This window comes from Kitasatospora sp. NPDC001664 (assembly GCF_053596675.1).
This window is the reverse complement of sequence record NZ_JBSFGS010000017.1, coordinates 147083-169466: the sequence shown is the minus strand read 5'-3', so window position 1 is coordinate 169466 and position 22384 is coordinate 147083. Positions and strand designations below refer to the sequence as shown.

Below are 22384 nucleotides of genomic sequence, written 5' to 3'. Positions count from 1 at the left end.
GTAACGGCCCGGCAGCCCAGCCCCGGTGACGAACCGTCGGACGCGTCGGACGCCCGACCCGTTCGGCCGCACTCGGCGGGACACACGCCCCCACCTCGGCGGTTGACGCAGCGTCACCGCCTACCGTTCTGATCGTATTTGTCGTTGATCAGGAGGAATGCCCGACGCCCCGACCGGGACGCCGCCCACTCCGCCCGCCGCTACGGATCGCGCTGGTGCTCGGCCTGCTCCTGGGATCGGCCGGCACCCTCCTCCCGCTCGCCTCGGCGGCGGACGCGCTCAGCTCGGTCGGCATCACCAAGATCCACGACCCCTCGGGCCGCCCCCTCCAGCCCGGTGACGAGTTCACCTACACCCTGGCCGGCCAGTGCTCCGGCCTGACCGTGGACTGCGTCCACTTCACCGTCACGGACACCCTCCCGGCCGGTCTGGAGGTGACCAGCCTTCCGAAGTCCACCAGCACCCGGGACGTCACCTACGACGCCGGCACCCGCCTGCTGACCGTGGTCTACAAGCAGCCGCTGCAGAACCCCGCCGACACCACCGGCCTGCGGGCCGGCCAGGCCGGTAGCGTCGAGGTCGGCATGCGCGTCCCGGCCGACACCCAGCTGGCCGACGGCACCGTGCTGACCAACACCGCCGACGTGAAGGCGGACAACGCCGATCCCGCCTCCGCCTCGGACGACGTCACCGTCTCCATCCCCCGCGTCGTCAAGCCGGTGGCCACCAAGAGCTGGACGGACGGCTCGGCGGTCGCGGGCAGCGGCGAGGAGAGCACGCTCACCCTCGGGGTCCGCAACAACTCCAGCTCCTCCGCCCAGGTGAGCAGCCTGACCGTCTCCGACACCGGCCAGCAGACCTTCGAGTACTTCGACTTCGAGTCCGCCACCGTCACCGCCTTCCCGGCCGGGGCGGACCGGGCGGCCCTGACCGTGACCACCGCCTCCGGCGCCACCGTCACCGGCCCGTCGATCAGCGCTCCCGGGCCGCTGCCGCTGCCGGCGGGCGTCGCACCCGGGGACGTCACCGGCTTCTCGGTCACCTTCACCAACAGCAACGGCGATCCGCTGCCCTACGACCCGGACGGCGGCACCGTCACGGTCGGCCTGAAGCTGCGCGACACCACCCGCTCCACCGGGCAACCGCTGCGCCCCACCGACAAGGTGACGGTCTCCAACTGCGCCACCCCCTCCGCCCAGGACCCGGTCGCCGGGACGGCCACCGGCACGGCCGCCTGCGCCCCGTACGACATCCTCCCCGACGTGCTGGTGCTCACCGGCACCAAGAAGTTCTTCCCGGACACCAACGGCGACTTCACCCAGCAGAGCGACGAGCACGCCGTGGCCGGTGAGGGCTCGCCCGTGACCGCGATGGTCGACGTCACCAACGCCTCCCCGTTCCCGGTGAAGTCCGTCACCGTCACCGAGCCGCAGCCGGGCACCGAGGCCGACTTCGCCAAGGTCCAGGTCCAGCAGGTGCGGCTGCGCTTCCCGGACGGCGCCACCCAGGCCACCCTGACGGTCCGTTACGCGGACGGCACCAGCAGCACCACCACCTACACCGCCGACACCACCGTGGACGTGGCCAAGGCCGGCACCACCGTCACCGGCGTCGAGGTCACCTACACCGGGACCGACGCCGACGGGAACCCGTCCATCGCGCCGGGCGCCGACGCCGGGCTCGACCTGCACGGCCCGCTGGCCCCGGGGGTGACGGCCGGTCAGCTGAACGACTGCGCCGCCTTCGCCGGGGACGCGGGCCGCACCGACGGCAGCGGCACCGCCACCGGCCGGGCCTGCCAGGCCCTCACCGTCGAGGACCCGCGCTCCTCCACCGGCGGCAGCAAGTCCACCGACCAGACCGACATCCCGCCGGGCCAGCCGTTCACCATGCACCTGACGGTGCGCAACAACGGCAACATCCCGATGGTCAACCCCGTGCTCACCGACCCGCCCGCCAAGCCCGACGGCACGCCCGACTTCAGCAAGGGCACCCCCTTCAGCACCCTGCAGATCGACTCGGTGACGCTGAACCCGAGCACCTCCGGCGCCACCGTCCAGGTCTGGGACCCGACCGCCAACGCCGGGGCCGGCGGCTGGGTGGCCTACTCCGCCGCCGACACCGCGCTGCTCCACCGGGCCACCGCGATCCGGGTCGCCTACCCCGGCGAGATCCCGCCCGGGGGCGGCTTCACCGTCGACGTGGTGGCCGAGCGCCGCCCGGGCACACCGGACGGCACCACCTTCAGCAACTGCTTCACGCTCACCGCGGACTCCGGCTACACCTCGGGCGATCCGCTCTGCTCCTCCTCGATGAACACCGGCCCGGCCTCCGACTCGGCCTCGCTCAACAAGTCGATCAGCCCCGGCCAGCTCCCCCAGTACGTCCCCGGGCTGGAGCGTCAGCACGCGGACGTGGCCCTCACCGTGGTCAACACCGGCAACATGTCGGCCAAGACCCTCCAGGTCACCGACCAGGACGCGGACTTCTTCGACGCCGTCGACCTGACCGCCATCACCTCGAACAAGATGCCCGCCGGGGCGGACCGGGTCCAGGTCGACGCCTTCGTCAACGGCGCCTGGGTGAACGGCACCCCGGCCGGCTCGGCCGCGCTCCCCGCCGGGGTGAACGCCGCCGACGTGACCGGGGTCCGGGCCACCTGGTCCTCGACCAGCACCTTCAACGACGGCTACACCCTCACCCCCTGCGGCGGCGACAGCTGCGCGGGCGTCCTGCACCTGGACGTCAGCCCGCGCCCGGCGCTGCGCTCCACCGGCGGCCCCGTCCCGGACCAGCTGGAGGACACCGTCAGCGGCAGCTACCTCACCAAGCTGGAGACGGACGGGCAGCCCGCCGCCATCTCCCCCGTGACCGCCACCCTCAAGCTGGTCAAGGGCAACCCGGTGCTCGCCGTCAGCAAGACCCCGAACACCGTGCTCGCCCCCGGTGAGGACGCCCCGTTCTACCTCAAGGTCGCCAACACCGGCACCGCCAACGTCCCGGGCCTGGTGGTCAAGGACGCCCTGCCGCCGGGCATCGCCTTCCTCGACACCTTCCAGGGCGACGGCGGCAAGCCCTTCAAGGTGACGGACGCCCAGGTCCCGGCCGGCACGGCGCCGGTGCCCACGCCGGTCTTCACCGAGACCACCAGCGGCAGCCGGGTCTCCGCCCTGACCTGGGACTTCTCGAAGAACGCCGACGGCACCCCCTGGGTGCTGGCCCCCGGGGCGACCTTCACCATCGAGTTCCACGTCACCCTGGAGCCGGGCATCGACGCCGGACAGACCGTCACCAACACCATGGGCGCCACCTCCTCGGACCCGGCGCTGGCCTGCGACGGGCCGGGCGACCGGGACGGCGCCTTCGGCTCCGGGCTGTACTGCACCGCCTCGGCCACCCTCAGCGCCAAGTCGGGCGCCGCCTTCAGCGCCCGCAAGTGGGTGTCCGGCAACGACGCGCTCGGCTGGTACAACGTCCAGACCGGTACCGCCGTCCCGGTCGGCGGCGAGGGCTGCCTGGCCACCACCGACGCCGACGGCCGCCGCTACACCTCCACCCTCTGCATCGCCCTGGTCAACCCCGGTGACCGCTACCAGTACCTGATGCGCCTTCAGAACGCGGGCACCGAACCGGCCAAGGCGATGCGGATCGTCGACCGCTTCCCGGTCCAGGGCGACCGCGGCGTCCTGCTGGACCAGCCCCGCAACACGGCCTGGGACCACCGCCCGACGCTGGCCACCGCCCCGCGGCTGACCGGCCCGGGCAGCATGACGGCCGCCTACGAGAACACCGAGCCGCTCTGCAGCGACGACCTGAAGATGGGCGGCGCCGGCTCCTCGGCGGCCCGCTGCCCCGCCACCACCTGGGACGACCCCTTCGGCCCGCAGGCCGTCGGCCTCCGCCTCGACCTGGCCTTCTCCCCCACCCTGGCCCCCGGCGGAACGGTGGACGTCACCTACGCCATGGACACCCCGCTGGACGTGGCGCACAACGGCGACCCGACCATCGCCTGGAACTCCTACGCGCACAACGAGACCACCGACCGGGCCGGCACCGACCGGGTGCTCCAGCCCAACGAGCCCGTCCAGGTCGGCGTCGCCCTCGGCTACGGCGCGCTGAAGCTGGCCAAGGCCCTCGGCACGTACCCCGCCGCGCTCGGCCCGCTGATGTCGAAGGTGCCGTTCCCCTTCCACGTCACCTGCACCCTGCAGCCGCAGGGCAACCCGGCCCGGACCGTCGTGGACCAGGACTACCGGGTCACCGTGGACGCCCCGGTGACGGTCGATCACCTCCCGGCCGGCACCGTCTGCCGGGTCTGGGAGACCTCCGCCCGGGGTGGCCAGGCCGACCACCCGGCCTCCGCTCCGGTCACCGTGACCATCACCCCGGGCCTCGGCACCCCGTCGGTGCAGACCGCCACCGTGACCAACGACTTCGAGTTCGGCGCGCTCACCCTGGCCAAGCAGCTCACCGGCGAGGCCGCGGGCTACGCCGCCGGGCTCACCTTCCGGGTGAAGGTCTCCTGCGCCCTGCCCGACGCCGCCGGGGCCGCCGGGGGCCTGGTGCTCCACCACACCTACGAGCTGACCGCCGGTCAGCCCGTGGTGATCTCCCCGCTGCCGGTCAACTCCCGCTGCTGGGCCGAGGAGATCGACACCGGCGCGGCCGCCGAGGCCGTGGTCGACCACGGCACGGCCGAGGACCCGGTGGTGATCACGGCGGACTCCACCGCCACCATCACCGTCACCAACACCTTCCCGGCCGCCCGGCTGACCGTCCGCAAGACGGTGGTCAACGGCCCCGCGGGCCCGTACACCCTCGGCCTGGCCTGCACCACCGCGGCCGGCCGGGTGCCGCTGTCGGCCGAGGACCGCTCCTTCGCCCTGACGGACGGTCAGAGCCGCACCGTCACCGTGCCCGAGGGCGCCGAGTGCACCGTCACCGAGCCGGAGGCACCGGACGGCGCGACGGTGTCCTTCACCGCCTCGGACGGCGGCACCGACGGCACCGTCACCGTCGCCGGCAACGCCTCGGTGGAGGTCGTCAACACCTTCCCGGCCCCCGCCCCGCCCGCCGGTGACCTCCCCGCCACCGGCACCGGAGCGGCCCTGCTCGGCTCTGTCCTGGCCGCCACCCTCCTGCTGGCCGGCTTCACCCTCTGGCGGACCGCCCGCCGCCGCGGCTGACGGAGACCCGCACGACCCACGGCCGCCGCCCGGTGGAACCTCCACCGGGCGGCGGCCGTCGGTGCGCCGGCTGCCGGACGCCCTCGGGAAGGAGCCCACCCGGAGGGATGACGCGGCTGGTCCGAACGGGCGGGCGCGGGCGCGGCGCCTGCACGCCCCGGTGGGGGGCCGCTGCTGTGATGGGGCGTCAGGCAAGTGGACCGAGAGCGGGAGTGGCCCTGTGAGCACGGCGGAGCAGCGGGTGCCCCGGGCCGCGTACGTGAACCTGGTGGTGGCCACGGTCGGCTTCACGCTGACCTTCTGGGCCTGGAACCTGATCGCGCCGCTGGCCGGGGAGTTCGACAGGACCCTGCACATGTCCTCGTTCGCCCAGTCGCTGCTGGTGGCGGTGCCGGTGCTGGTCGGCTCGCTGGGCCGGGTGCCGGTCGGCGCGCTGACCGACCGGTACGGGGCGCGGCTGATGTTCCCGCTGGTGTCGGGGCTGACGATCCTTCCCGTGCTGCTGCTGATCCCGGCCAAGAGCTCCTACGGGGCGCTGCTGGCGGTGGGCTTCCTGCTCGGCCTGGGCGGGACCACCTTCGCGATCGGCGTGCCGCTGGTGAACTCCTGGTTCCCGCCGCACAAGCGCGGCCTGGGCGTCGGCGTGTTCGGCATGGGGATGGGCGGGGTGGCCCTGTCCGGGTACGTCACGCCGCGGCTGTGGAAGCACGGCGAGGCCCTGCCGTTCACGGTGATGGCGGTGGCCCTCGCGGTCTACGTGGTGCTGGCCCTGCTGTTCCTGCGCGACCGGCCGGACCGGGTGGTGCCGACCGCCCCGCTGCCCGCGCGGCTGGCGGCGGCCGGCCGGCTGCGGGTGACCTGGGAGCTCTCGGCGCTGTACGCGATCGGCTTCGGCGGGATCGTCGCCTTCGGGGTCTACCTGCCGACCTACCTCAAGACCTGGTACCACCTCTCGGCCACCGACGCGGGGGCCAAGGCGGCCGGCTTCGCCCTGGTGACGGTGGTGTTCCGCCCGTTCGGCGGTTGGCTGTCGGACCGGGTCCACCCGGCCGTGGTGACCGCCTGGTCGCTGGCGCTGACCGCGCTCTTCGCGATCGTCCAGGCCTTCGACCCGGAGCTCAGCCCGGTCGGCACGATCGCCTTCCTGCTGATGGCGGCCGGCCTGTCGACCAGCAGCGGCGCGGTCTTCGCGCTGGTCGCGCAGGTCACGCCGGTGGGCCAGGTGGGCAGCGTGACCGGCATCGTGGGCGCGGTCGGCGGGCTGGGCGGCTTCGTGCCGCCGCTGGTGATGGGGGCGGTGTACAGCGAGAAGGGCAGCTACTCGATCGGCTTCATGCTGCTCTCCGACCTGGCCCTGGCGGGCTGCGTCTACGCGGCGGTCCGGATGCGCTCCGTCCGCGCGGACGCGCCCTCCTGACGGAGCGCCAGCCCGCCGAAGCGGAGTGGACGCGCCTCGGCACCCCCTCGGGCCGGCTCGCCGCCTCGCCGTTCTCCCGCTTCGAGTCCCTGGAGGCCGAGGACAAGGACGCCAAGGGCAAGGGCAAGGGGGCGGTCGGCAAGACCCTGGCCACCCGCAAGGTGCGGGGCAACGTCTTCGTGACCGTGGTGACCGTGCGCTTCAACGTGCACGTGGACATCAGGGGCTGAGGAGAGCACGCCGGGGGCGCACCCGGTGCACACGAACCACCGGGCGTGCTTCCTGACGAACCGTCAGTTTCCCTCCACCACCTGCCGGATGTCCTGCTTCCGCTTACGATCGGCCGAATGGTGCGTACGCGACACCATTCAGGTGATGTGCCGGGCCCGGCCCGGCGCGCCTTCCCGACCAGCGAGAGCAGGTTATGAGGCAGATACCGCAGCAGACGAGAGCACCCGTGCCGAAGAGGGCCGGGCGCCGGGCGGCCGGCCGGGCCGCAGCCCTGGTGGCCGCGTTCGCCACCGTGACCACGGCGACCACCGTGGCGGCGCCGCCGGCCTCGCCGGCCGACGCGGACGGGTCGGTGACGGTCCGGGTGGTCCGGGCCGTCGACGACGACGGGACGTGGAGCCCGGCGCTGGAGCCGGGGCTGGCGGGGGTCACGGTCACCCTGACCGGGGCGGACGGGGCGGTGCGCACCGCCGTGACCACCGCCGACGGCACCGTGACGCTGACGCCGGAGGCCGGGAGCACCGGCGGCCGGTACCGGGTCGAGGTGGTCAACCCGAAGCCCGGCGTGCTCTTCCCGGCCTTCGCCTCCCGGACGGGGCTGACGGGGGCACCGACCGCGCTCAGCAGCAACGAGGAGTTCGTCGACCTCTCGGCCGGCCGGCAGGTCACCTTCACCACCGGCCTGTGGAACCCCGCCGACTACTGCCAGGCGAACGCGCCGCTGGCCACCGCCTGTCAGCCCGCCTCGCTCGAACCGGGCACCAGCCGCTCCCTGCTGACCTTCCCGTACCGCTCGCGCGGGGTGAACAAGGACGTCACGAACGTCTCCACCGCCGCCACCACCGGGAACGTCTTCGGCATCGCCTGGAACCGCGAGGACCGGCGGCTGTTCAGCTCCGCCCACGCCAAGCGGAACACCGCCTACGGCCCGGGCGGGCCGGGCGCCGTGTACGTCACCGACCCGGTGACCAAGGCGACTTCGCTCTTCACCACCGTCCCCGACGCGGGCTCCACCACCCACACCGGCGCCGACGACCCGGGCTTCTTCGCCCCGGTCGGCCGGGAGAGCCTCGGCGGGCTCAAGCTCACCGAGGACGGCCGCGACCTGTACGTGGTCAACCTGGCCGACCGCAGGCTCTACCGGTACGACGCCACCGCGCCGGCCGCCACCGAACCCAAGGGCGTCTACCCGATCCCGGCGGCGGACTGCCCCTCGCCGGAGGACTGGCGCCCGTTCGGCCTCGGCGTGCAGGACGGCGTCGGCTACCTCGGCGGCGTCTGCTCCGGCGAGTCCACCCAGAAGATCGGCGATCTGCGGGCCGTGGTGCGGCAGTTCGACCCGGCGACGGGTGCCTTCGGCACGGTCGTGCTGGACCAGCCGCTGGACCACCGGGGCACCCCGACCGGCTGCGCGGGCTACTTCTGGTACCCGTGGACGGACACCCAGCCGACCACCGGCACCGGGCAGGTCTGCAACGTCCACCCCGAGCCCGAGCTCGGCGAGATCGGCTTCGAGACCGACGGCTCGATGCTGCTGGTCTTCCGCGACCGCTACGCCGACCAGGCCGCCGCGTTCCCCGCCGAGGGCGGGCCGCAGCCCCCCGGATTCGTCTCGGTGCTCGCCTCGGCCGACCTCAACAAGGCCTGCAGGTCCGGCACCTCGCCCGACGCCCGGTACGTGCTGGACGTCAACCTGGGCTGCGGCGCGACCGTCCGCAACAAGAACTTCTTCGACCAGCCCCGCCCCTACCCCTGGGGCCACCCGTACCCGGCCTTCGCGGGGCTGGCGCTCTCCAAGGTGGAGACCTCCGTCGCCACCTCCGGCTACGACGTCGCCAACAACATCGTCAGCGCGGGCACCATGTTCACCCTGCGCACCGGCGGTCCGGACCCGGGCTTCGGCCAGGAGCTGTCCGACGGCCGGTCGCGGTTCGGCAAGGGCGCCGCGATGGCCGACCTGGAGGTGCTCTGCGACCGGGCGCCGCTGCAGATCGGCAACCGGGTCTGGTACGACCCCGAGCGCTCCGGGCTCCAACTGCCGCAGCAGAAGCCGGTGGTGGGCGCGACGGTGAACCTCTACGACGCGGACGGCACGAAGGTCGGCAGCACCACGACCACCGCGCGCGGCGAGTACTACTTCGACGACACCAACGTCACCGGCGGGCTGAAGCCGAGGACCGCCTACACCATCCGCCTCGACAACCCCGCGGACTACGCCGTGGGCGGGCCGCTGCACCACTGGGTGCCGACGGCGGCGGACGTCGGCGACAACCGCCTGACCGACTCCGACGGCACCGTCCCGCCGGGCGGCACGTACGTCGAGCGGGCGCTCACCACAGACGGTCCCGGGCAGAACGACCACGGCTTCGACTTCGGGTTCCGGCGTCAGCTCGGCGCGCTGCGCCTGGTCAAGCAGGACCCGGACGGCAAGGTGCTGCCCGGTGCGGTGTTCCAGCTGTGGCGGGAGAGCAACGACACCGCAGGTCTGCAGACGGACGGCGGAAAGCCGGACACCAAGGTCGACGGCCCCTGCACCACCGGGGCGGACGGCACCTGCACCGGCCGGGCGGACCTGGGCGGTTACTACTGGCAGGAGCTCAGCCCGCCGCCGGGCTACCGGGCTCCCGACCAGCCGGTCCTCGGGCCCGTGGTGCTGGACGAGGAGCACCTGGACGCGGGCGTCACCACCACGGCGGTCAACACCCTGATCCCGCCGACCCCGACGCCCACGCCGACCCCGACCCCGACGCCTTCGGTGGAGGTCCCCGCGCCCGGTCCGACCACGACCCCGACCCCGCCACCGCCGGCCGTGCCGCAGCCCTCGGGGCCGCTGGCCAACACCGGCGGGGGCGGCAGCGCCCCGTACCTGGTCGCCGCGGGCGGCCTGCTGGTGGTGCTCGGCACGGTGGTCCTGCTGGTGCTCAGGAAGCGCCGCACCGGCTGACACCCCGTCAGACACCCGGAACACCGGGGCCCCGGGAGCTTCCCCGGGGCCCCGCCCTCCGCTGGAAAGGACGCCCCCGGATGCCGACCCACAAGAAGCGCCGCCGCACCGCCGTGGCCGCCGCCCTCGCGGCGGCACTGCTCGCCGCCGGCGGGGTGACGGCCTGGCGGATGACCGACCGTCAGGAGCAGAGCCGCCCGCTCAGCAGCGAGGAGGCCTCCCGGCTGGCGCTGGCCCGGTTCACCCTCTACGGCCACGGCCCCGTCCGGGTGGCCCTCACCGCCTCGGCGGGCGGCGGCCTGGTCACGGAGGTGCACGGCGTGATCGACTACCGCACCCGGCACGCGGCGGGCGGCTACCGGGTCCACGGACCGGCCGGCACCGTGGACGAGGGCCTGGTGGTCTGGGACACCGGCGGGCTGGGCCTGGCGAAGCCGTCCGCCGGTGCGACGGGCCCGGCCTGGGAGCAGGCCGAGCACCTGCCGCGCAGCGCTTGGGCCTCCCGGCCGTTCGGCACCGACCCGCTCGACGCGGGCCTCGACCTGCTGGCCCGACTGGGCGCGGACCGGCCCGACAACCCCCTGTTGCTCGCCCAGTCGGGCCCCCGCTGGTTGGGCCGGGACCGGATCGACGGCCGCGCCCACGACCGGATCTCCGGCCCCCGCCCGCGCGGCGCCGCCGACCGCGACACGGCCGCCTCCCCGCTCACCTACTGGATCGACGCCGACGGCGGCCTGCGGCGGGTCACCATGCGGATCACCGGGCTCGCCACGCCCACCGTCCTGGACCTGGAGGGGCCGCAGCCGGACGCCCGGCTGCCGCAGGCCCCCTGGGCGACGGTCGGCTGACGTGCGGTCAGACGCCCGTCGGCAGCGGGTAGGCGGCCGGGTCGACCGGGCCGGGGAGGGCGACGGCCGGGACGGCAGGGGCGTTCGGGTCGGGCAGCGAGGGCTGGGCGGGCGGCGCGGGGACTTCGTTGAACGGCGTGCCGGGCGGGGCCTGGACGGCCGCCGCGCGGCCCCTGGGCACCGGGGCGGAGCCGTTCACCCCGCAGGGTGCCACCTGCTCCAGCCCCGGCGGGCTCTGGCTGACCGGCCCGTTGCCGGTGAAGCAGTTGCTCGGCGCGGCCGCCGCCCCGACCAGGTCCACCCCGTTGCCGGTGACCCGGTTGGCGGTGACGCGGTTGCCGCTGGCCGGGTGCCCGGGCGGGTCGGTGACCACCACGCCCGCCGACCGGTTGCCCGTCACCAGGTTGCGCTCCACCCGGTTGTCGACGCCGCCGCCGATCCCGATGCCGATGCCGAACCCGCCGTCGGCCTGCTGCGGCGAGTCCGCCGCGTTGTTGTCGGCCACCACGTTGCCCGCGATCACCGCGCCGTGCTGGGGGGCCAGCGACTCCAGGTCGTTGGAGTTGACGGTCACTCCGACCCGGTTGCCCACCGCCCGGTTGCCCACCACGGTGAGGTTCTCCGAGGCGTTGGTGATCTCGATGCCGACGGCGTTGCGCTCCACCGTGTTCCCCCGCACCAGGGTGTCGCAGGGCCGGCACTGGCCGACGTAGATCCCCGAGTCGGCCATCCCCGAGGCGTACGAGTCCTCGATGATCCCGCCGCGCGCGTCGAAGGCGTAGATGCCGTAGAGCGCGTTCCCGTACGAGGTGACCCTGGTCGCCCGGAAACCCTCCACCGGGGGGAAGCGGGTGGTGTCCAGCGGGTCGTAGGCCGAGCCGCCAGCGCCGTGCCGCTGGAGCTTCTCGTCGGTGACGCCGGTGAACAGCACCCCGTTGGCGAGGTAGCCGCGCACCGTCAGGTTCTCCACCACCGTGCCCGCGCCGGTCGCGGTGATCCCGTTGACCAGCTTGAGTCCGCCGTCGAACACCACCGCGTTGCGGTCCGTGCCCCGCAGCACCACCCGGGGCCGGGTGATCCGCACGCTCTCCCGGTAGGTGCCGGGCGAGACCAGCACCAGGTCGCCGGGCACCGCCACGTCCACCGCCCGCTGCACCGTCGGCAGATCGGCCGGCACCCGGATCACCGCCCCCGCCGGGTGGCGGTCCGCGGAGTCCTCGCCCCCGCCGCCCGCCGAGCAGCCGGCCGCCGCCAGCAGGACCGGCACCGCCAGGCAGACGGCGGCCTGACGGATCATCACCTTCACGGAACCACGGAGGAATTGCATGGATCGTGTTCTACCGTCCGGGACGGACGGCATGCACACCGAACGCCCGAACCCGGAGGGCGTGCCGACCACCGCACGCCCCTGCTTCGACCGGCGGACCCTGCTCACCGCGGCCCTCGCCACCGGGGTCGGGGCCGGGGCGGCGGGCGCGACCGCGTTCACCCGTTCGCCGCAACGCACTCCGGCCGGGCCACCGCCCGCACCGGGCTCCGTACCGTTCCACGGCGCCCGGCAGTCCGGGGTGACGCACGCTCAACTCCCTTCGGTGCGGCTGCTCGCCCTCGACCTGCCGGACGGCGCGGGCCGGGACGCGCTGCGCGCCCTGCTGGCCTCGATCGGCGCGGTGCTGGCCTCGGCGGCGGACGGCTCCCTCGCCGACGCCCGCCTGGACGGCACGCCGCCGGTCACCTCCCTGGTGGCGCTCGGGCCCGGCCCGGCCACCCGGCTGCGGCTGAACGTCCCTCCGGCCCTGGCCGAGCTCCCCGCCTTCTCCGGTGACCGCCTCGAACCCGCCCGCAGCGGGGGCGACCTGCTGGTCCAGCTCGCCGCCGAACAGCCCTGGACCACCGCTGTGCTGACCGAGCACCTGGTCACCGCCGCCGCGCGGTGCGGCGCGGCCGTCCGCTGGAGCCAGGCCGGCTTCCTGCCGCCCGTCCCCGAGGGGCGGACACCGCGCAACCTCTTCGGCTTCAAGGACGGGACCGCCAACCCCGCCCCGGACGACCCCTCCCTCTGGGGCCTACCCGGGCCGCACGCGGACGGGACGGTCCTGGTCTACCGCCGGATCCGGATGGACACCGCCGCCTTCGCCGCCCTCCCGACGGAGCGTCAGGAGCTGGCCGTCGGGCGCCGGGCCGACACCGGCGCCCCGCTCACCGGGAACGCCGAGCACGACACCCCCGACGTCTACGCCAAGCACCCCGACGGCTCCTACGTCCTCCCCGCCGACGCCCACGTCCGCCTGAGCAACCCCCGGCTCGACGGCGGCGCCCGGATGCTGCGGCGCAGCTGGTCCTACGACGACGGCCCCGCCGACCGCGGCCTGCTGTTCTGCGCCTTCCTCCGCGACCCGGCCCTCTTCACCCGGGTCCAGACCCGCCTCGCCGAACACGACGCCCTCACCCCCTTCCTGACCCACACCGCCTCCGTCCTCGCCTGGGTCCTCCCCGGCGCCCCCGAGGGACGGCAGCTGGGCGCCGACCTCTAGGGGGCTGTCGCCTTGGTGGGATCGGGCGGTCGCCACCGGGGCACGCGTCCGCCTCGACCTCGCACCCGGAGCGTCAAGTCAAGCTCCCTACGGAGGATTTGACGGGCCGTCAGGGTCATCCTCCGCAGGGCTCCGGCGCACCCCGCGCGGGGGAGGTGCGGCGGGCGCGGCGGGTGCGAGGGTGGTGGCCCGGTGCCGCAGGGGGGCCGGGGAGAGGGGGCGTCATGGCCGGGTTGGGCGTACGGCTGGCAGCCGTCGCGTTGGCGGGGGCGAGCGTGTTGGCGGTGGCTCCGGTGGCCGCCGCCGAGGGGGCGGTGGCCGGGGCCGGGGAGGAGCGGCGGGCCCGGGTCGAGGGGCAGCAGGAGCTGCGGGAGTTGGTGGAACACGGCGGCATGACGGCCGCGCTCGCCGAGATCCGGGTCGGCCGCTCGCAGTGGCACGGCGCCGCCGGGGTGGCGGAGCTGGACGGCGGGCGGCCGGCCCGGGCGGACGGGCGGTTCCGGATCGGGAGCGTGACCAAGACCTTCGTGGCCACGGTCGTCCTCCAGCTGGCGGGCGAGGGCCGGCTGCGGCTCGACGACCCGGTGGAGCGTCACCTGCCCGGCGTCGTCCCGAACGGCGGCGCGATCACCGTCCGCCAGCTGCTCAACCACACCAGCGGCCTGTTCAACTTCACCGAGGACGACCGCTTCCTGGTGAACGACGAGGCCGAACTCCAGGACTTCGCCTACGGCGGCTGGCGCTACCGCGACTACCAGGCCCGCCAGTTGGTCGCGGTGGGCGTCGAGCACCCGCCGTACTTCGCCCCCGGCCAGGGCTGGCACTACTCCAACACCAACTACGTCCTCGCCGGGATGATCGTCCGGAAGGTCACCGGCCGCAGCTGGCAGCGCGAGGTGGAGCGCCGGATCGTGGAGCCCCTGCACCTGGAGCACACCACCTTCCCGGGTTCGCAGACCGGCCTCGGAGGCCCGTACGCGCACGCCTACCTGGACATGCCCGCCGGCCCGGCCGACATCTCCCGGCTCAACCCGAGCGTGGTGGACGCGGCCGGGAACGGCATCTCCACCACCGCCGACCTGAACCGCTTCCACGCCGCACTCTTCGGCGGGAAGCTGCTGCGCCCGGCCGAGATGGCGGCGCTGACCGCCACCGTCCCGACCAACACCCCGAACGGGACGTACGGGCTCGGGGTGCTGCGGATCGACCTCGGCCCAGGGTGCGAACCGGCCTGGGGCCACGACGGCGGGCTGCCCGGCTGGAGCACTCTGCTGCTCGGCAGCCGGGACGGGAAGCGGCAGTTCGCCCTCTCCTACAACCCGTACGTGGGCAGGGACGACTCGGCGAGCGGCGGGCCGATCGGTTCGCTGATCGTCAAGACGCTCTGCGACCAGCCCGCACCGCGCGCGCTGGCCCCGTGGTCACTCCCCCGCACCGGGCCCGACCTGCGGGTCGGGAAGGCCTAGGCCCTCCACCGCACCCGTGGCCGTGGCCAGGGCGAGGTGGTCGTGGAAGTCCCGGCTGTGCACGATCAGCCCGTCCCGCACCCGGAGCACCTGGACGTTGGCGACCGTGAACTCCCGCCCGGTGGGCCGGTGGTGGACCAGGTAGTCCCACTCCGCCACCACCACCTCGGGGTCGTCGGTCCGGCGCACCACCACCTCGGTGGCGGTCAGCCGGACCGGCGTGGCCGCGCCGACCAGGGCGAACCGCTCGGCCAGGGCCCGGCGGCCCTCGATCCGGCGCGGGCCGACCGGCTGGAAGGGCGTCTCGACCACCGCGTCCTCGGCGTAGAGGGCGGCGAGGTCGCCGTAGCGCTCCTCGCCGATCGCCTCGACCAGCCGGTGGAAGACGGCGCTCGGTGACAGGGTTTCGGGCATGGTCAACCCCCGTGGGTTCGGCCGCTAGAATCGGACCAGCGACTCCGCTTAGAACGATACGGACTGGCGACTCCGCTTGTCCAGGCTTTCCCGCCCCCGGCGGGCGAGAGGTGTGGTGCAGGGTGACCGACCGTCAGGACCGCCAGGACCGCCCGCTGCGCGCGGACGCCGCCCGCAACCGCGCCCGGCTGCTCGACGTCGCCACGGAGGTCTTCACCACCCGCGGCACCGCCGTGCCCACCGAGGAGATCGCCCGGGCCGCCGGGGTCGGGGTCGGCACCCTGTTCCGGCACTTCCCGACCAAGGAGGCCCTGCTGGAGGCGGTGATGGTCGGCCGCCTGGAGGCGGTCGCCGCCCGGGTCGCCGAACTCGCCGACGAGGACGACCCGGCCACCGCCTTCTTCGACTGCGTCCGGCTGCTGGTCGAGAGCTCGGTCGGCAAGGGCGAGTTCACCCGGGCCCTGGCCGCGGCCGGGGTGGACGCCCACACCGCGCTCCGCGGACCGAGCGAGGCGATCCTGGGCCGGCTCACCGCGCTCCTGGAGGACGCGCAGCGCGCCGGTGCCGTCCGCCCCGCCCTGGCGATGCCGGAGCTGATCGCCCTGCTGGTCGCGGCCGGCGGAGCGGTGGAGCAGCTCGCCGCCGCTCCCGGAGCCCGCGACCGCGTCCTCGCGGTCATCACCGACGGCCTGCGCCCGCCGCGCTGACCCGCCCTCAGGAGGCCGTGGCGAACAGGGTCCACGGCTCCGGGCGGGCGAGCGACAGCCGCGGCTTGGCCTCGGCCCAGTGCTGCACGGCGGTGGCCATCACACCGGCCGGGTCGGCGACGGGGTGGGTGGGGGCGAAGGGTTCGGTCATCGCGGTGTAGCTCTGGAACATCGCGAGCAGCTTCACGGCCTGGGCCTGGAACGGCGAGAGGTGACGGTCCGCCAGCGGCAGGAAGAAGCGGTCCCAGCGCTCCACCGGGACCAGCGGCGGCCGGGCGATCGGGGGCACGCCGTGGGCGGCTCGGCAGGAGTTGAGCGTCCCGCAGATGACGTCCAGCAGCTCCGAGAGCGTCAGGCAGGCGTGCCCCGCCGCGATCACCTCGGTGCGCGGGGCCGCGGGCGGCGCGGCCAGTGCGGCGGCGGCGATCACCTCGGCGACCTGGTCGACGGGGCTGATCTCGGCGTAGCCGCCCGGGTCGCCGACCACCACGGCGGCCAGGCCGGAGACCAGGGCCTGCAGGATGGTGTACGGGCCGGAGAAGCGGGCGATCCGCCCGTCGCCGCTGCGGCCGACCACCAGCGGCGGGCGGACCACGGTGAGCGGCCCGGGGTGCTCCTCCCGGACCAGCTCCTCGCAGCGGGCCTTGGACCACTCGTAGCCGTTGCGGTAGCCCTCGAACTCGGCGCCGCGCAGGTCCCGCGCGTTGCGGGTGCCGCCGACGTAGGCGGTCGAGACCTGCACCAGGTGGGTGTCGCGGTCGGCCAGGGCCAGCACGGCGCGCAGCGGTTCGAGGTTGGCGGCGACCGCCTCCGGGCGGCTCAGGGTCCACCGGGTGGTGGCAGCGGCGTGCACGATGACGTCCCAGTGGCCGGCCAGGTCGGCGGGCGGCAGCTCGGCGCCGATCCGCCAGGAGAGCGGGGCCTCGGGGGTGGCCCGGCGGGCCACCGGGACCACGGTGTGGCCGGTGGCCCGCAGCAGGCCCAGGGCCTCGGTGCCGACCACTCCGGTCGCGCCGGTCAGCAGGATTCGCATGGCATCGTCCCAGCGTAGGAGAGGAGGTGACGGCGGGTCAGGCGGGGAGGAGCACCAGGCTCGCGTTCTGGCCGCCGAAGCCGAAGGAGTTGGAGAGCACCGGCCGCCCGGGCGGGATGCGGCGCGGCGCCGAACGGACCAGGTCGACCAGCGCGGCCTCGGGGCTGCTGCGCAGGTTGGCGATCGGCGGCACCTCGCCCCGGGCGGCGCAGAGCAGTCCGAGGGCGGCCTCCAGGGCGCCGGAGCCGCCGATCAGGTGGCCCGTCACGCCCTTCATGGCGGTGACCGGGAGCGTCCCGGCGCCGAAGACCCGCTCGATCGCCCGCGCCTCGGCACGGTCGTTGAGCACCGTCGAGGTGCCGTGGGCGTTGACGTGGCCGATGTCGGCCGGTGCCAGCCCGGCGTCGGCGACGGCCCGCCGCATGCAGCGGGCGGCCGTCCCGCCGTCCTCGATCGGGGCGACGATGTGGAAGGCGTCGCAGTTGTCCGCGTACCCGGCCACCTCGCCCAGGACCGTGGCGCCCCGGGCCAGCGCCGACTCCCAGCGCTCCAGCACCAGCACGGCGGCGCCCTCGGCCATCACGAAGCCGTCCCGGTCGGTGTCGAACGGGCGGCTGGCCAGGCCGGGTTCGCCGTTGCGCGCCGACATCGCGCGCATCTTCGCGAACGCGCCGACGATCACCGTGGTGACCGGGGCGTCCACGCCGCCGGCCAGCGCCGCGTCCAGCTCGCCGTGCCGGATCCGGCGGGCCGCCTCGCCGATCGCGGTGGTGCCGCTGGCGCAGGCCGAGGAGTAGGTGGTGCAGGAGCCCTGGTACCCGTAGCGCAGGGCGAGCCGGCTGGCGGCCGAGTTGGCCATGGTGCGCGGCACGGTGTGGACGGGGAGGTCGCCGGGGCTGTCCCAGTGGTCGGTGGTGACCTGCTCCATGCTGGCCAGGCCGCCCATGCCGGTGCCGATCTGCACCCCGACCCGCTCGGGCGACAGCCCGCCGCAGTCGGCGAACCCGGCGGAGGCGACGGCGTCGGAGGCGGCGCAGAGCAGCAGGGTGGCGGCCCGGTCGATCTGCCGCAGCTCCCGGCGGGTCAGGTAGGACTCCACGTCGAACGGCGGGACCAGGCAGGCGATCCGCACCGAGACGCCGCGCGCCGTGAGGAGTTCACTGACGGAGGCGGTGGGGCGGGCCTTGAGCACCGTCTCGTACGCCTCCTGCACCTCGTTGCCCGCCGGGGTCTTCACGCCGATCCCGGTGACCGCCACCCGGTGACCGCCGTCCGGCCGCCGGGCTCCCCGACGCGCCGTCACCGGGCCTCCGCCGTGCGGAGGGTGAGCAGGTCGATGGCCTGGCCGACGTCCTCGGCCCGGGTCAGGTCCTCGACCTCGATCCGCAGGGCCAGGGTGCGTTCCAGCCGGGAGCCGATCTCCATCAGCTCCAGGCTGTCGATGCCGTAGTCGGCCAGCAGGCTGGTGTGCTCCTGCACCTCCTCGACCTCCGTGCCGAGCACATCGGAGATGGTCGTCCTGACCACCAGGGCCAGTTCCTCGCGCGTGGGCATGTCCGTCCTTCGTCGAGCCGGAGCGATCATCGGGTGGTCACCGCCGTCAGGGCGGCGTCCAGGAGGCCGAGCCCTTCGGCCAGTTCGGCCTCGGTGGCCACCAGCGGCGGTAGCAGCCGGATGGTGGTCGGGCGGCCCAGGCAGGGCGAGACCAGCAGGCCGCGGGCGGCCAGTTCGAGCACCATCGCGCCCGCGCGGGCGGGCGTGTCGAGGTCGACCCCGCGCAGCAGCCCCAGGCCCCGCACCTCGCGCACCGCCTCGGGGTGGCGGGCGCGCAGCCGGGCGAGCCCGTCGTCCAGCCGGGCGGAGAGGGTCCGGCCGTGCCCGGCCAGACGCTCCGTCAGCTCCAGGGCGGGCGGCAGGGCCGCGCAGCTCAGCGGGTGGCCGCCGAAGGTCGCCGAGTGCAGGAAGGGGTCGGCGTCCAGCGGCGCGTACAGCCGCTCGGAGCAGACCAGGGCGGAGAGCGGGACGACTCCGCCGCCGAGCGGCTTGCCCAGCAGCACGCCGTCCACGGGCAGGCCGAGGGCCAGGGCGAGCGAGGGTTCGCCGCAGCGGCGCAGTCCGCACTGGATCTCGTCGGCGATCACCATCGCGCCGTGCTCCACCGCCGCCGCGCACCAGGTGCGCAGCACCTCCGGCGGGAGCGGGACGGCGCCGTTCTCCCCCTGGACCGGTTCGAAGACCAGGGCCGCCACCGGCCCGGCGGCCAGCTCCCGGGCCAGGGCCTGCGGGTCGTCCGGGTCCAGGTGGGCGACCTCGACCGCGCAGCCGCGCAGGCCGACCCGGTAGAGCGGACTGTGCGTCAGGGCCAGGGCGCCGAGCGACTTCCCGTGGAAGCCGCCGCGCACCGCGAGCACCCGGTCGCGGCCGGTGGACAGCCGGGCGAGCTTGACGGCGACCTCGACCGCGTCGGAGCCGTTCAGCCCGAAGTGCACCTTGGGCAGGGCGCCGCCGAGGTGGGCGGCGAGCAGCCCGGCGGCGCGGGCGGCCACCGGGTTGGCCAGGCTGCGGGTCGCGGTGGGCATGGTGTCCAGCTGGCGGCGGACGGCGGCCAGCACCTCGGGGTGGCGGTGGCCGAGCAGGGTGACGGCGTAGGAGCCGAAGTCCAGTACCCGGCGCCCGTCGGAGAGGGTGACCCGGGCCCCCTCGGCGGCCGCCTCCACGGCGCCGCGGCCGGCGAAGCTGCCGGTGAGGGCGAGCTTGGCGGACAGGTGGCGGCGCAGCTGGTCGAAGACCTCCGTCGCCACCGTCGTGGTCATGCGCCCACCGCGACGGCCGGGACGAGGCGGGTGCGCAGGGCGGCGATCATCTGCTCGGCGTTCTCCCGCAGGGCCTCGGCCGCGATCGGGTTGAGCATCTCGGCGAGCAGCGGGATGCCGATGTCGAACTCGGCGGCGAGTGCCACCAGGCTGCCGCCCTCGCCGTCCTCCCGGACGGCCCAGTGGCCGCGGAACTCGCCGAGGTCGCCGGTGAGTTGACGGAAGTCGAAGCGCCGGGCGGCCGGGTCGACCACCTCGGCCTCGGTCCAGCGCAGCACCGAGCCCTCCAGCCGCACCGACCAGGCGGTGGTGCGGTGGTGCTCGTCGCCCTGCTCGACCACCACCACCTCGTCGACGCTCTCCATGCAGTGCTGGTACGACTCCACGTCGACCACCGCCGCCCAGACCGCGTCCGGCGGTGCGGCGATCGGCAGTTCGACCTCAACGTGCGGCACGGGGGAACCTCTCGGGATCGGGGACGGGGGTGTGGCCGGCGGCGTGCGGGCCGAGGGCCCGGTCCCGCGCGGCCGTCAGGGCCGGGGGCAGCGCCCGGCGCAGCAGGGTCCGCCGCAGCGGGCGCAAGTGGGTCATCGCGGACCACAGCTCGACCAGCTCGCAGCCGAGTTCGAGCTTGGGCTGGTACGCGGTCTGGGCGAACCGGATGTGGGTGCACCCCGCGTCCAGGGCCAGCCGGATCGCGGCGTGGTGCACCGCGTGGTAGAGCCCGGCCTGGTGGGCGATCCGGTAGTCCAGGCCGATCCGGGCGCCGGTGGCGCCCGTACCGGCGAACAGGCAGAGCAGGAAGGCGACCAGCCGGTCCCCCTCGAAGCAGGCGACCAGCCGCCGCCCGGCCGGGGGCGCGCCGTGGACGGCGGCCAGGAAGGCCCCGTCCAGCACGTCCAGCCGCTGGTCGGCCCGGGCCATCACCTGCCGGTAGAGCCCGAGCATCTGCGGCAGCAGGTGGGCGAAGTCGGTCAGCACCTCGGTCCGCAGGCCGGGCCAGGCGGCGGCGCGGCGCAGTTTGCTGCGGGCGTTGCGCCGCGCCTTGGCGGGCAGCCGGGCCAGGTAGTCCTCGAACCCCCCGGGGCCGAGGCGCAGTTCGGTGTCGGGGAGGGCGGGGACCGGGAAGAACCCGGCGGCCTCCAGAGCGGGCAGCAGCCCGGCCAGTTCGGCGGGGGCGAAGTCCTTGAACACCACCGTGCCGAGGCGCTCGCGCCGGGCCAGTGCCAGCGCCCCGGCGACCAGCGCGTCCAGGGCCGCCGGCGGGAGGCGGCGGTCCGTCAGCAGGTGCCCCTGGCCCAGCAGGTGGCCGCAGAACAGCATCGGCGCCCGGAGCAGGCCCGGCAGGGCCCGCCGGACGGGGGCCAGGCGGCGCCGGTCCTCGGCCCCGACCACCTCGTCCAGCCGCAGTCCCGGGAAGAGCGCGACCGGCAGCACCGCGAGCGCCTCCCGCTCGCCGGGGGCGTCCTGACGGAGCACCAGGTGGGCGTAGCCGTCGGGGCCGATCGCGCCCGCCTCCATCGCGCGCAGCACCGGGCGTGACCAGACCGGGTCGTCCGGCGGTGCCAGGCGCTCCCAGAGTCCGGGCGGGAGCGCGTCGACGCCGCGCGCCACCTCGACCCGGTAGCCGGGGGCGGCCGTCACCCCGGTCATCCGATCCGCAGCGGACGGCCGCCGAGGTACTCGCGCAGCGGCCCGGCCATCCGCGCCCGGGCGGGCGGGTGGAAGCCGAGCGCCCCGGCCGCCGCGGCCAGGTAGCCGCCGTCGCCCGAGCCGACGAAGGCCATGCCGCCGAGGGCGGACAGGCAGCCGCGGGTGGTGCGGGCGATGGCGTCCTCGGCGGCGTAACGGGCCGTCAGGGCGGACACCAGCAGCCCGTCGTCCCAGGGCTGGTCCTCGTCGTCCAGGGCGCGGGCGACCGCCTCCACCGCGAGCATCGCGGCCTCCACCTCCACCAGGTGGACGGCCGGGTCCTCGGGCGGGCCGCCCGGCTTGGTCAGCACCCGCTCCACCAGGGCGGAGGCCACGCCGAGGTAGCCGGCCGTCAACAGCAGCTCGAACCAGAGGAAGCCCGCCGTGTTGAGGTCGTCCGGCACCGCGTCCGCGGTGACCTCGGTGAGCAGCACCTGCCCGCGGTCCAGCTCGACCTCGGTGAGCACCACCTGCTCGCTCTCCGCCCCGGCCAGCACCGGGTTGCGCCAGAACGGGCGCACCTCGACGCCCGGGGTCCCGGCGGGGACCAGGGCGACGGCGAGGCGCTCGACGCCGTCCTCGTCGGCCAGCAGCACCGAGGCGGTCAGCAGGTCCATCGAACGGGCCAGGCTGCAGGGCATCTTGCTGCCGTTGAGCACCACCTTCCCGCCGCGCAGCTGCGCGGTGATGTGGGGCTTGAGGATGTTCTGGCCGGCCCGGCCCTCCGCGAAGCCGGAGGCCAGCAGCAGGCCGTCGGCGGCGACCGAGGCGAGCAGCTGCTCCTCGGCGCCGCCGGGCGCGGCGGAACGGACCAGGCCCGCCACCGAGAAGTGGTGCATGGTGGTGGCCACCGCCAGCGAGGGGCACCGGGAGCCGACCGCGCGTTGGACGCGCACCGCCCCCAGGGCGCTCGCCCCCTTGCCGCCCAGGGCGCGGGGCACCAGCAGGCCGGGGCCGCCGGCCGCGCGGAACGCGCCGATGGCCGGGCTCGGCGCGCTCTCCAGGCGCTCCAGGGGCTGGGCCGCCAGGGCGACGTCCAGACCGGGAAGGTGGGCTTGGAGGGCGGCGCGTTCGCGCTGCAGGAAGTACACGGGTGGGC

General features: G+C 75.0%; 16 protein-coding genes. 7 read left to right on the top strand and 9 right to left on the bottom strand.

The annotated features are described in order from the left end of the window. Positions 1 to 215 precede the first annotated feature (215 nt). The 4 genes from ACWCYY_RS24345 (at position 216) to ACWCYY_RS24330 (ending at position 10626) form a co-directional block, all read left to right on the top strand. Entirely contained in the window at positions 216 to 5186 is a 4971-nt protein-coding gene (locus tag ACWCYY_RS24345) for a DUF5979 domain-containing protein (protein ID WP_449797242.1), read from the top strand. A gap of 220 nt (positions 5187 to 5406) precedes the next feature. Beyond that, on the top strand, positions 5407 to 6603 hold the full coding sequence (locus ACWCYY_RS24340) for an MFS transporter (RefSeq protein ID WP_345288185.1): 1197 nt from the start codon (positions 5407 to 5409) through the stop codon (positions 6601 to 6603). A 457-nt stretch (positions 6604 to 7060) separates the two neighbouring features. Continuing rightward, on the top strand, positions 7061 to 9778 hold the full coding sequence (locus ACWCYY_RS24335; RefSeq protein WP_449797241.1) for an SdrD B-like domain-containing protein: 2718 nt from the start codon (positions 7061 to 7063) through the stop codon (positions 9776 to 9778). A gap of 80 nt (positions 9779 to 9858) precedes the next feature. Further along, positions 9859 to 10626 (top strand): hypothetical protein, encoded by a 768-nt coding sequence (locus tag ACWCYY_RS24330; protein ID WP_345288181.1) that lies wholly within the window; start codon positions 9859 to 9861, stop codon positions 10624 to 10626. Positions 10627 to 10633: 7 nt separating this feature from the next. Here the strand turns inward: ACWCYY_RS24330 and ACWCYY_RS24325 are convergent, their stop codons facing one another. Then, a complete protein-coding gene (locus tag ACWCYY_RS24325) occupies positions 10634 to 11953 on the bottom strand; it encodes a right-handed parallel beta-helix repeat-containing protein (RefSeq protein ID WP_380149808.1) in 1320 nt (439 codons plus the stop codon). Between ACWCYY_RS24325 and ACWCYY_RS24320 the strand changes: the two genes are divergently transcribed. Further along, positions 11952 to 13160, top strand: a complete 1209-nt coding sequence (locus ACWCYY_RS24320; RefSeq protein ID WP_449797240.1) for a Dyp-type peroxidase — start codon at positions 11952 to 11954, stop codon at positions 13158 to 13160. The genes ACWCYY_RS24325 and ACWCYY_RS24320 overlap by 2 nt on opposite strands. A 224-nt stretch (positions 13161 to 13384) precedes the next feature. Next, positions 13385 to 14626: a serine hydrolase domain-containing protein gene (locus tag ACWCYY_RS24315; RefSeq protein ID WP_449797239.1), complete on the top strand. Its 1242-nt coding sequence runs from the start codon at positions 13385 to 13387 to the stop codon at positions 14624 to 14626. Here ACWCYY_RS24315 and ACWCYY_RS24310 read toward each other — a convergent pair. Next, positions 14582 to 15040 (bottom strand): nuclear transport factor 2 family protein, encoded by a 459-nt coding sequence (locus ACWCYY_RS24310; RefSeq protein ID WP_449797238.1) that lies wholly within the window; start codon positions 15038 to 15040, stop codon positions 14582 to 14584. The genes ACWCYY_RS24315 and ACWCYY_RS24310 overlap by 45 nt on opposite strands. 122 nt (positions 15041 to 15162) lie before the next feature. On the opposite strand from ACWCYY_RS24310, the gene ACWCYY_RS24305 reads away from it, so the two are divergent. Beyond that, positions 15163 to 15747: a TetR/AcrR family transcriptional regulator gene (locus ACWCYY_RS24305; RefSeq protein ID WP_449797237.1), complete on the top strand. Its 585-nt coding sequence runs from the start codon at positions 15163 to 15165 to the stop codon at positions 15745 to 15747. A 7-nt stretch (positions 15748 to 15754) separates the two neighbouring features. Here ACWCYY_RS24305 and ACWCYY_RS24300 read toward each other — a convergent pair whose 3' ends face one another. From ACWCYY_RS24300 to ACWCYY_RS24270, 7 genes are read right to left on the bottom strand one after another with little or no spacing between them, the layout of a single operon-like run. Continuing rightward, the gene (locus ACWCYY_RS24300) at positions 15755 to 16780 is read right to left on the bottom strand and encodes an SDR family oxidoreductase (protein WP_449797236.1); all 1026 of its coding nucleotides are present in this window, start codon (positions 16778 to 16780) and stop codon (positions 15755 to 15757) included. A 37-nt stretch (positions 16781 to 16817) separates the two neighbouring features. Next, positions 16818 to 18083, bottom strand: a complete 1266-nt coding sequence (locus ACWCYY_RS24295; protein WP_449797235.1) for a beta-ketoacyl-[acyl-carrier-protein] synthase family protein — start codon at positions 18081 to 18083, stop codon at positions 16818 to 16820. After that, entirely contained in the window at positions 18080 to 18334 is a 255-nt protein-coding gene (locus tag ACWCYY_RS24290) for an acyl carrier protein (protein WP_345288163.1), read from the bottom strand. The genes ACWCYY_RS24295 and ACWCYY_RS24290 overlap by 4 nt, the downstream gene beginning before the upstream one ends. Positions 18335 to 18360: 26 nt before the next feature. Continuing rightward, on the bottom strand, positions 18361 to 19593 hold the full coding sequence (locus ACWCYY_RS24285; protein ID WP_449797234.1) for an aspartate aminotransferase family protein: 1233 nt from the start codon (positions 19591 to 19593) through the stop codon (positions 18361 to 18363). Next, complete coding sequence (locus tag ACWCYY_RS24280; protein WP_345288160.1) at positions 19590 to 20048, bottom strand: type II toxin-antitoxin system RatA family toxin; 459 nt, start codon at positions 20046 to 20048, stop codon at positions 19590 to 19592. The genes ACWCYY_RS24285 and ACWCYY_RS24280 overlap by 4 nt, the downstream gene beginning before the upstream one ends. Then, positions 20035 to 21246 (bottom strand): GNAT family N-acetyltransferase, encoded by a 1212-nt coding sequence (locus ACWCYY_RS24275; RefSeq protein ID WP_449797233.1) that lies wholly within the window; start codon positions 21244 to 21246, stop codon positions 20035 to 20037. Before ACWCYY_RS24275 ends, ACWCYY_RS24280 begins: the two co-directional genes overlap by 14 nt. Further along, positions 21243 to 22376: an acyl-CoA dehydrogenase family protein gene (locus ACWCYY_RS24270; RefSeq protein WP_449797232.1), complete on the bottom strand. Its 1134-nt coding sequence runs from the start codon at positions 22374 to 22376 to the stop codon at positions 21243 to 21245. Before ACWCYY_RS24270 ends, ACWCYY_RS24275 begins: the two co-directional genes overlap by 4 nt. Between the last annotated feature and the right edge of the window lie 8 nt (positions 22377 to 22384).

Excerpts from the sequence above, each read along its gene's own strand:
- ACWCYY_RS24330 (WP_345288181.1), top strand. The coding sequence starts at position 9,859 with ATGCCGACCCACAAGAAGCGCCGCCGCACCGCCGTGGCCGCCGCCCTC.
- ACWCYY_RS24320 (WP_449797240.1), top strand. The coding sequence starts at position 11,952 with ATGGATCGTGTTCTACCGTCCGGGACGGACGGCATGCACACCGAACGC.
- ACWCYY_RS24325 (WP_380149808.1), bottom strand. The coding sequence starts at position 11,953 with ATGCAATTCCTCCGTGGTTCCGTGAAGGTGATGATCCGTCAGGCCGCC.
- ACWCYY_RS24315 (WP_449797239.1), top strand. The coding sequence starts at position 13,385 with ATGGCCGGGTTGGGCGTACGGCTGGCAGCCGTCGCGTTGGCGGGGGCG.
- ACWCYY_RS24310 (WP_449797238.1), bottom strand. The coding sequence starts at position 15,040 with ATGCCCGAAACCCTGTCACCGAGCGCCGTCTTCCACCGGCTGGTCGAG.
- ACWCYY_RS24300 (WP_449797236.1), bottom strand. The coding sequence starts at position 16,780 with ATGCGAATCCTGCTGACCGGCGCGACCGGAGTGGTCGGCACCGAGGCC.
- ACWCYY_RS24290 (WP_345288163.1), bottom strand. The coding sequence starts at position 18,334 with ATGCCCACGCGCGAGGAACTGGCCCTGGTGGTCAGGACGACCATCTCC.
- ACWCYY_RS24285 (WP_449797234.1), bottom strand. The coding sequence starts at position 19,593 with ATGACCACGACGGTGGCGACGGAGGTCTTCGACCAGCTGCGCCGCCAC.
- ACWCYY_RS24275 (WP_449797233.1), bottom strand. The coding sequence starts at position 21,246 with ATGACCGGGGTGACGGCCGCCCCCGGCTACCGGGTCGAGGTGGCGCGC.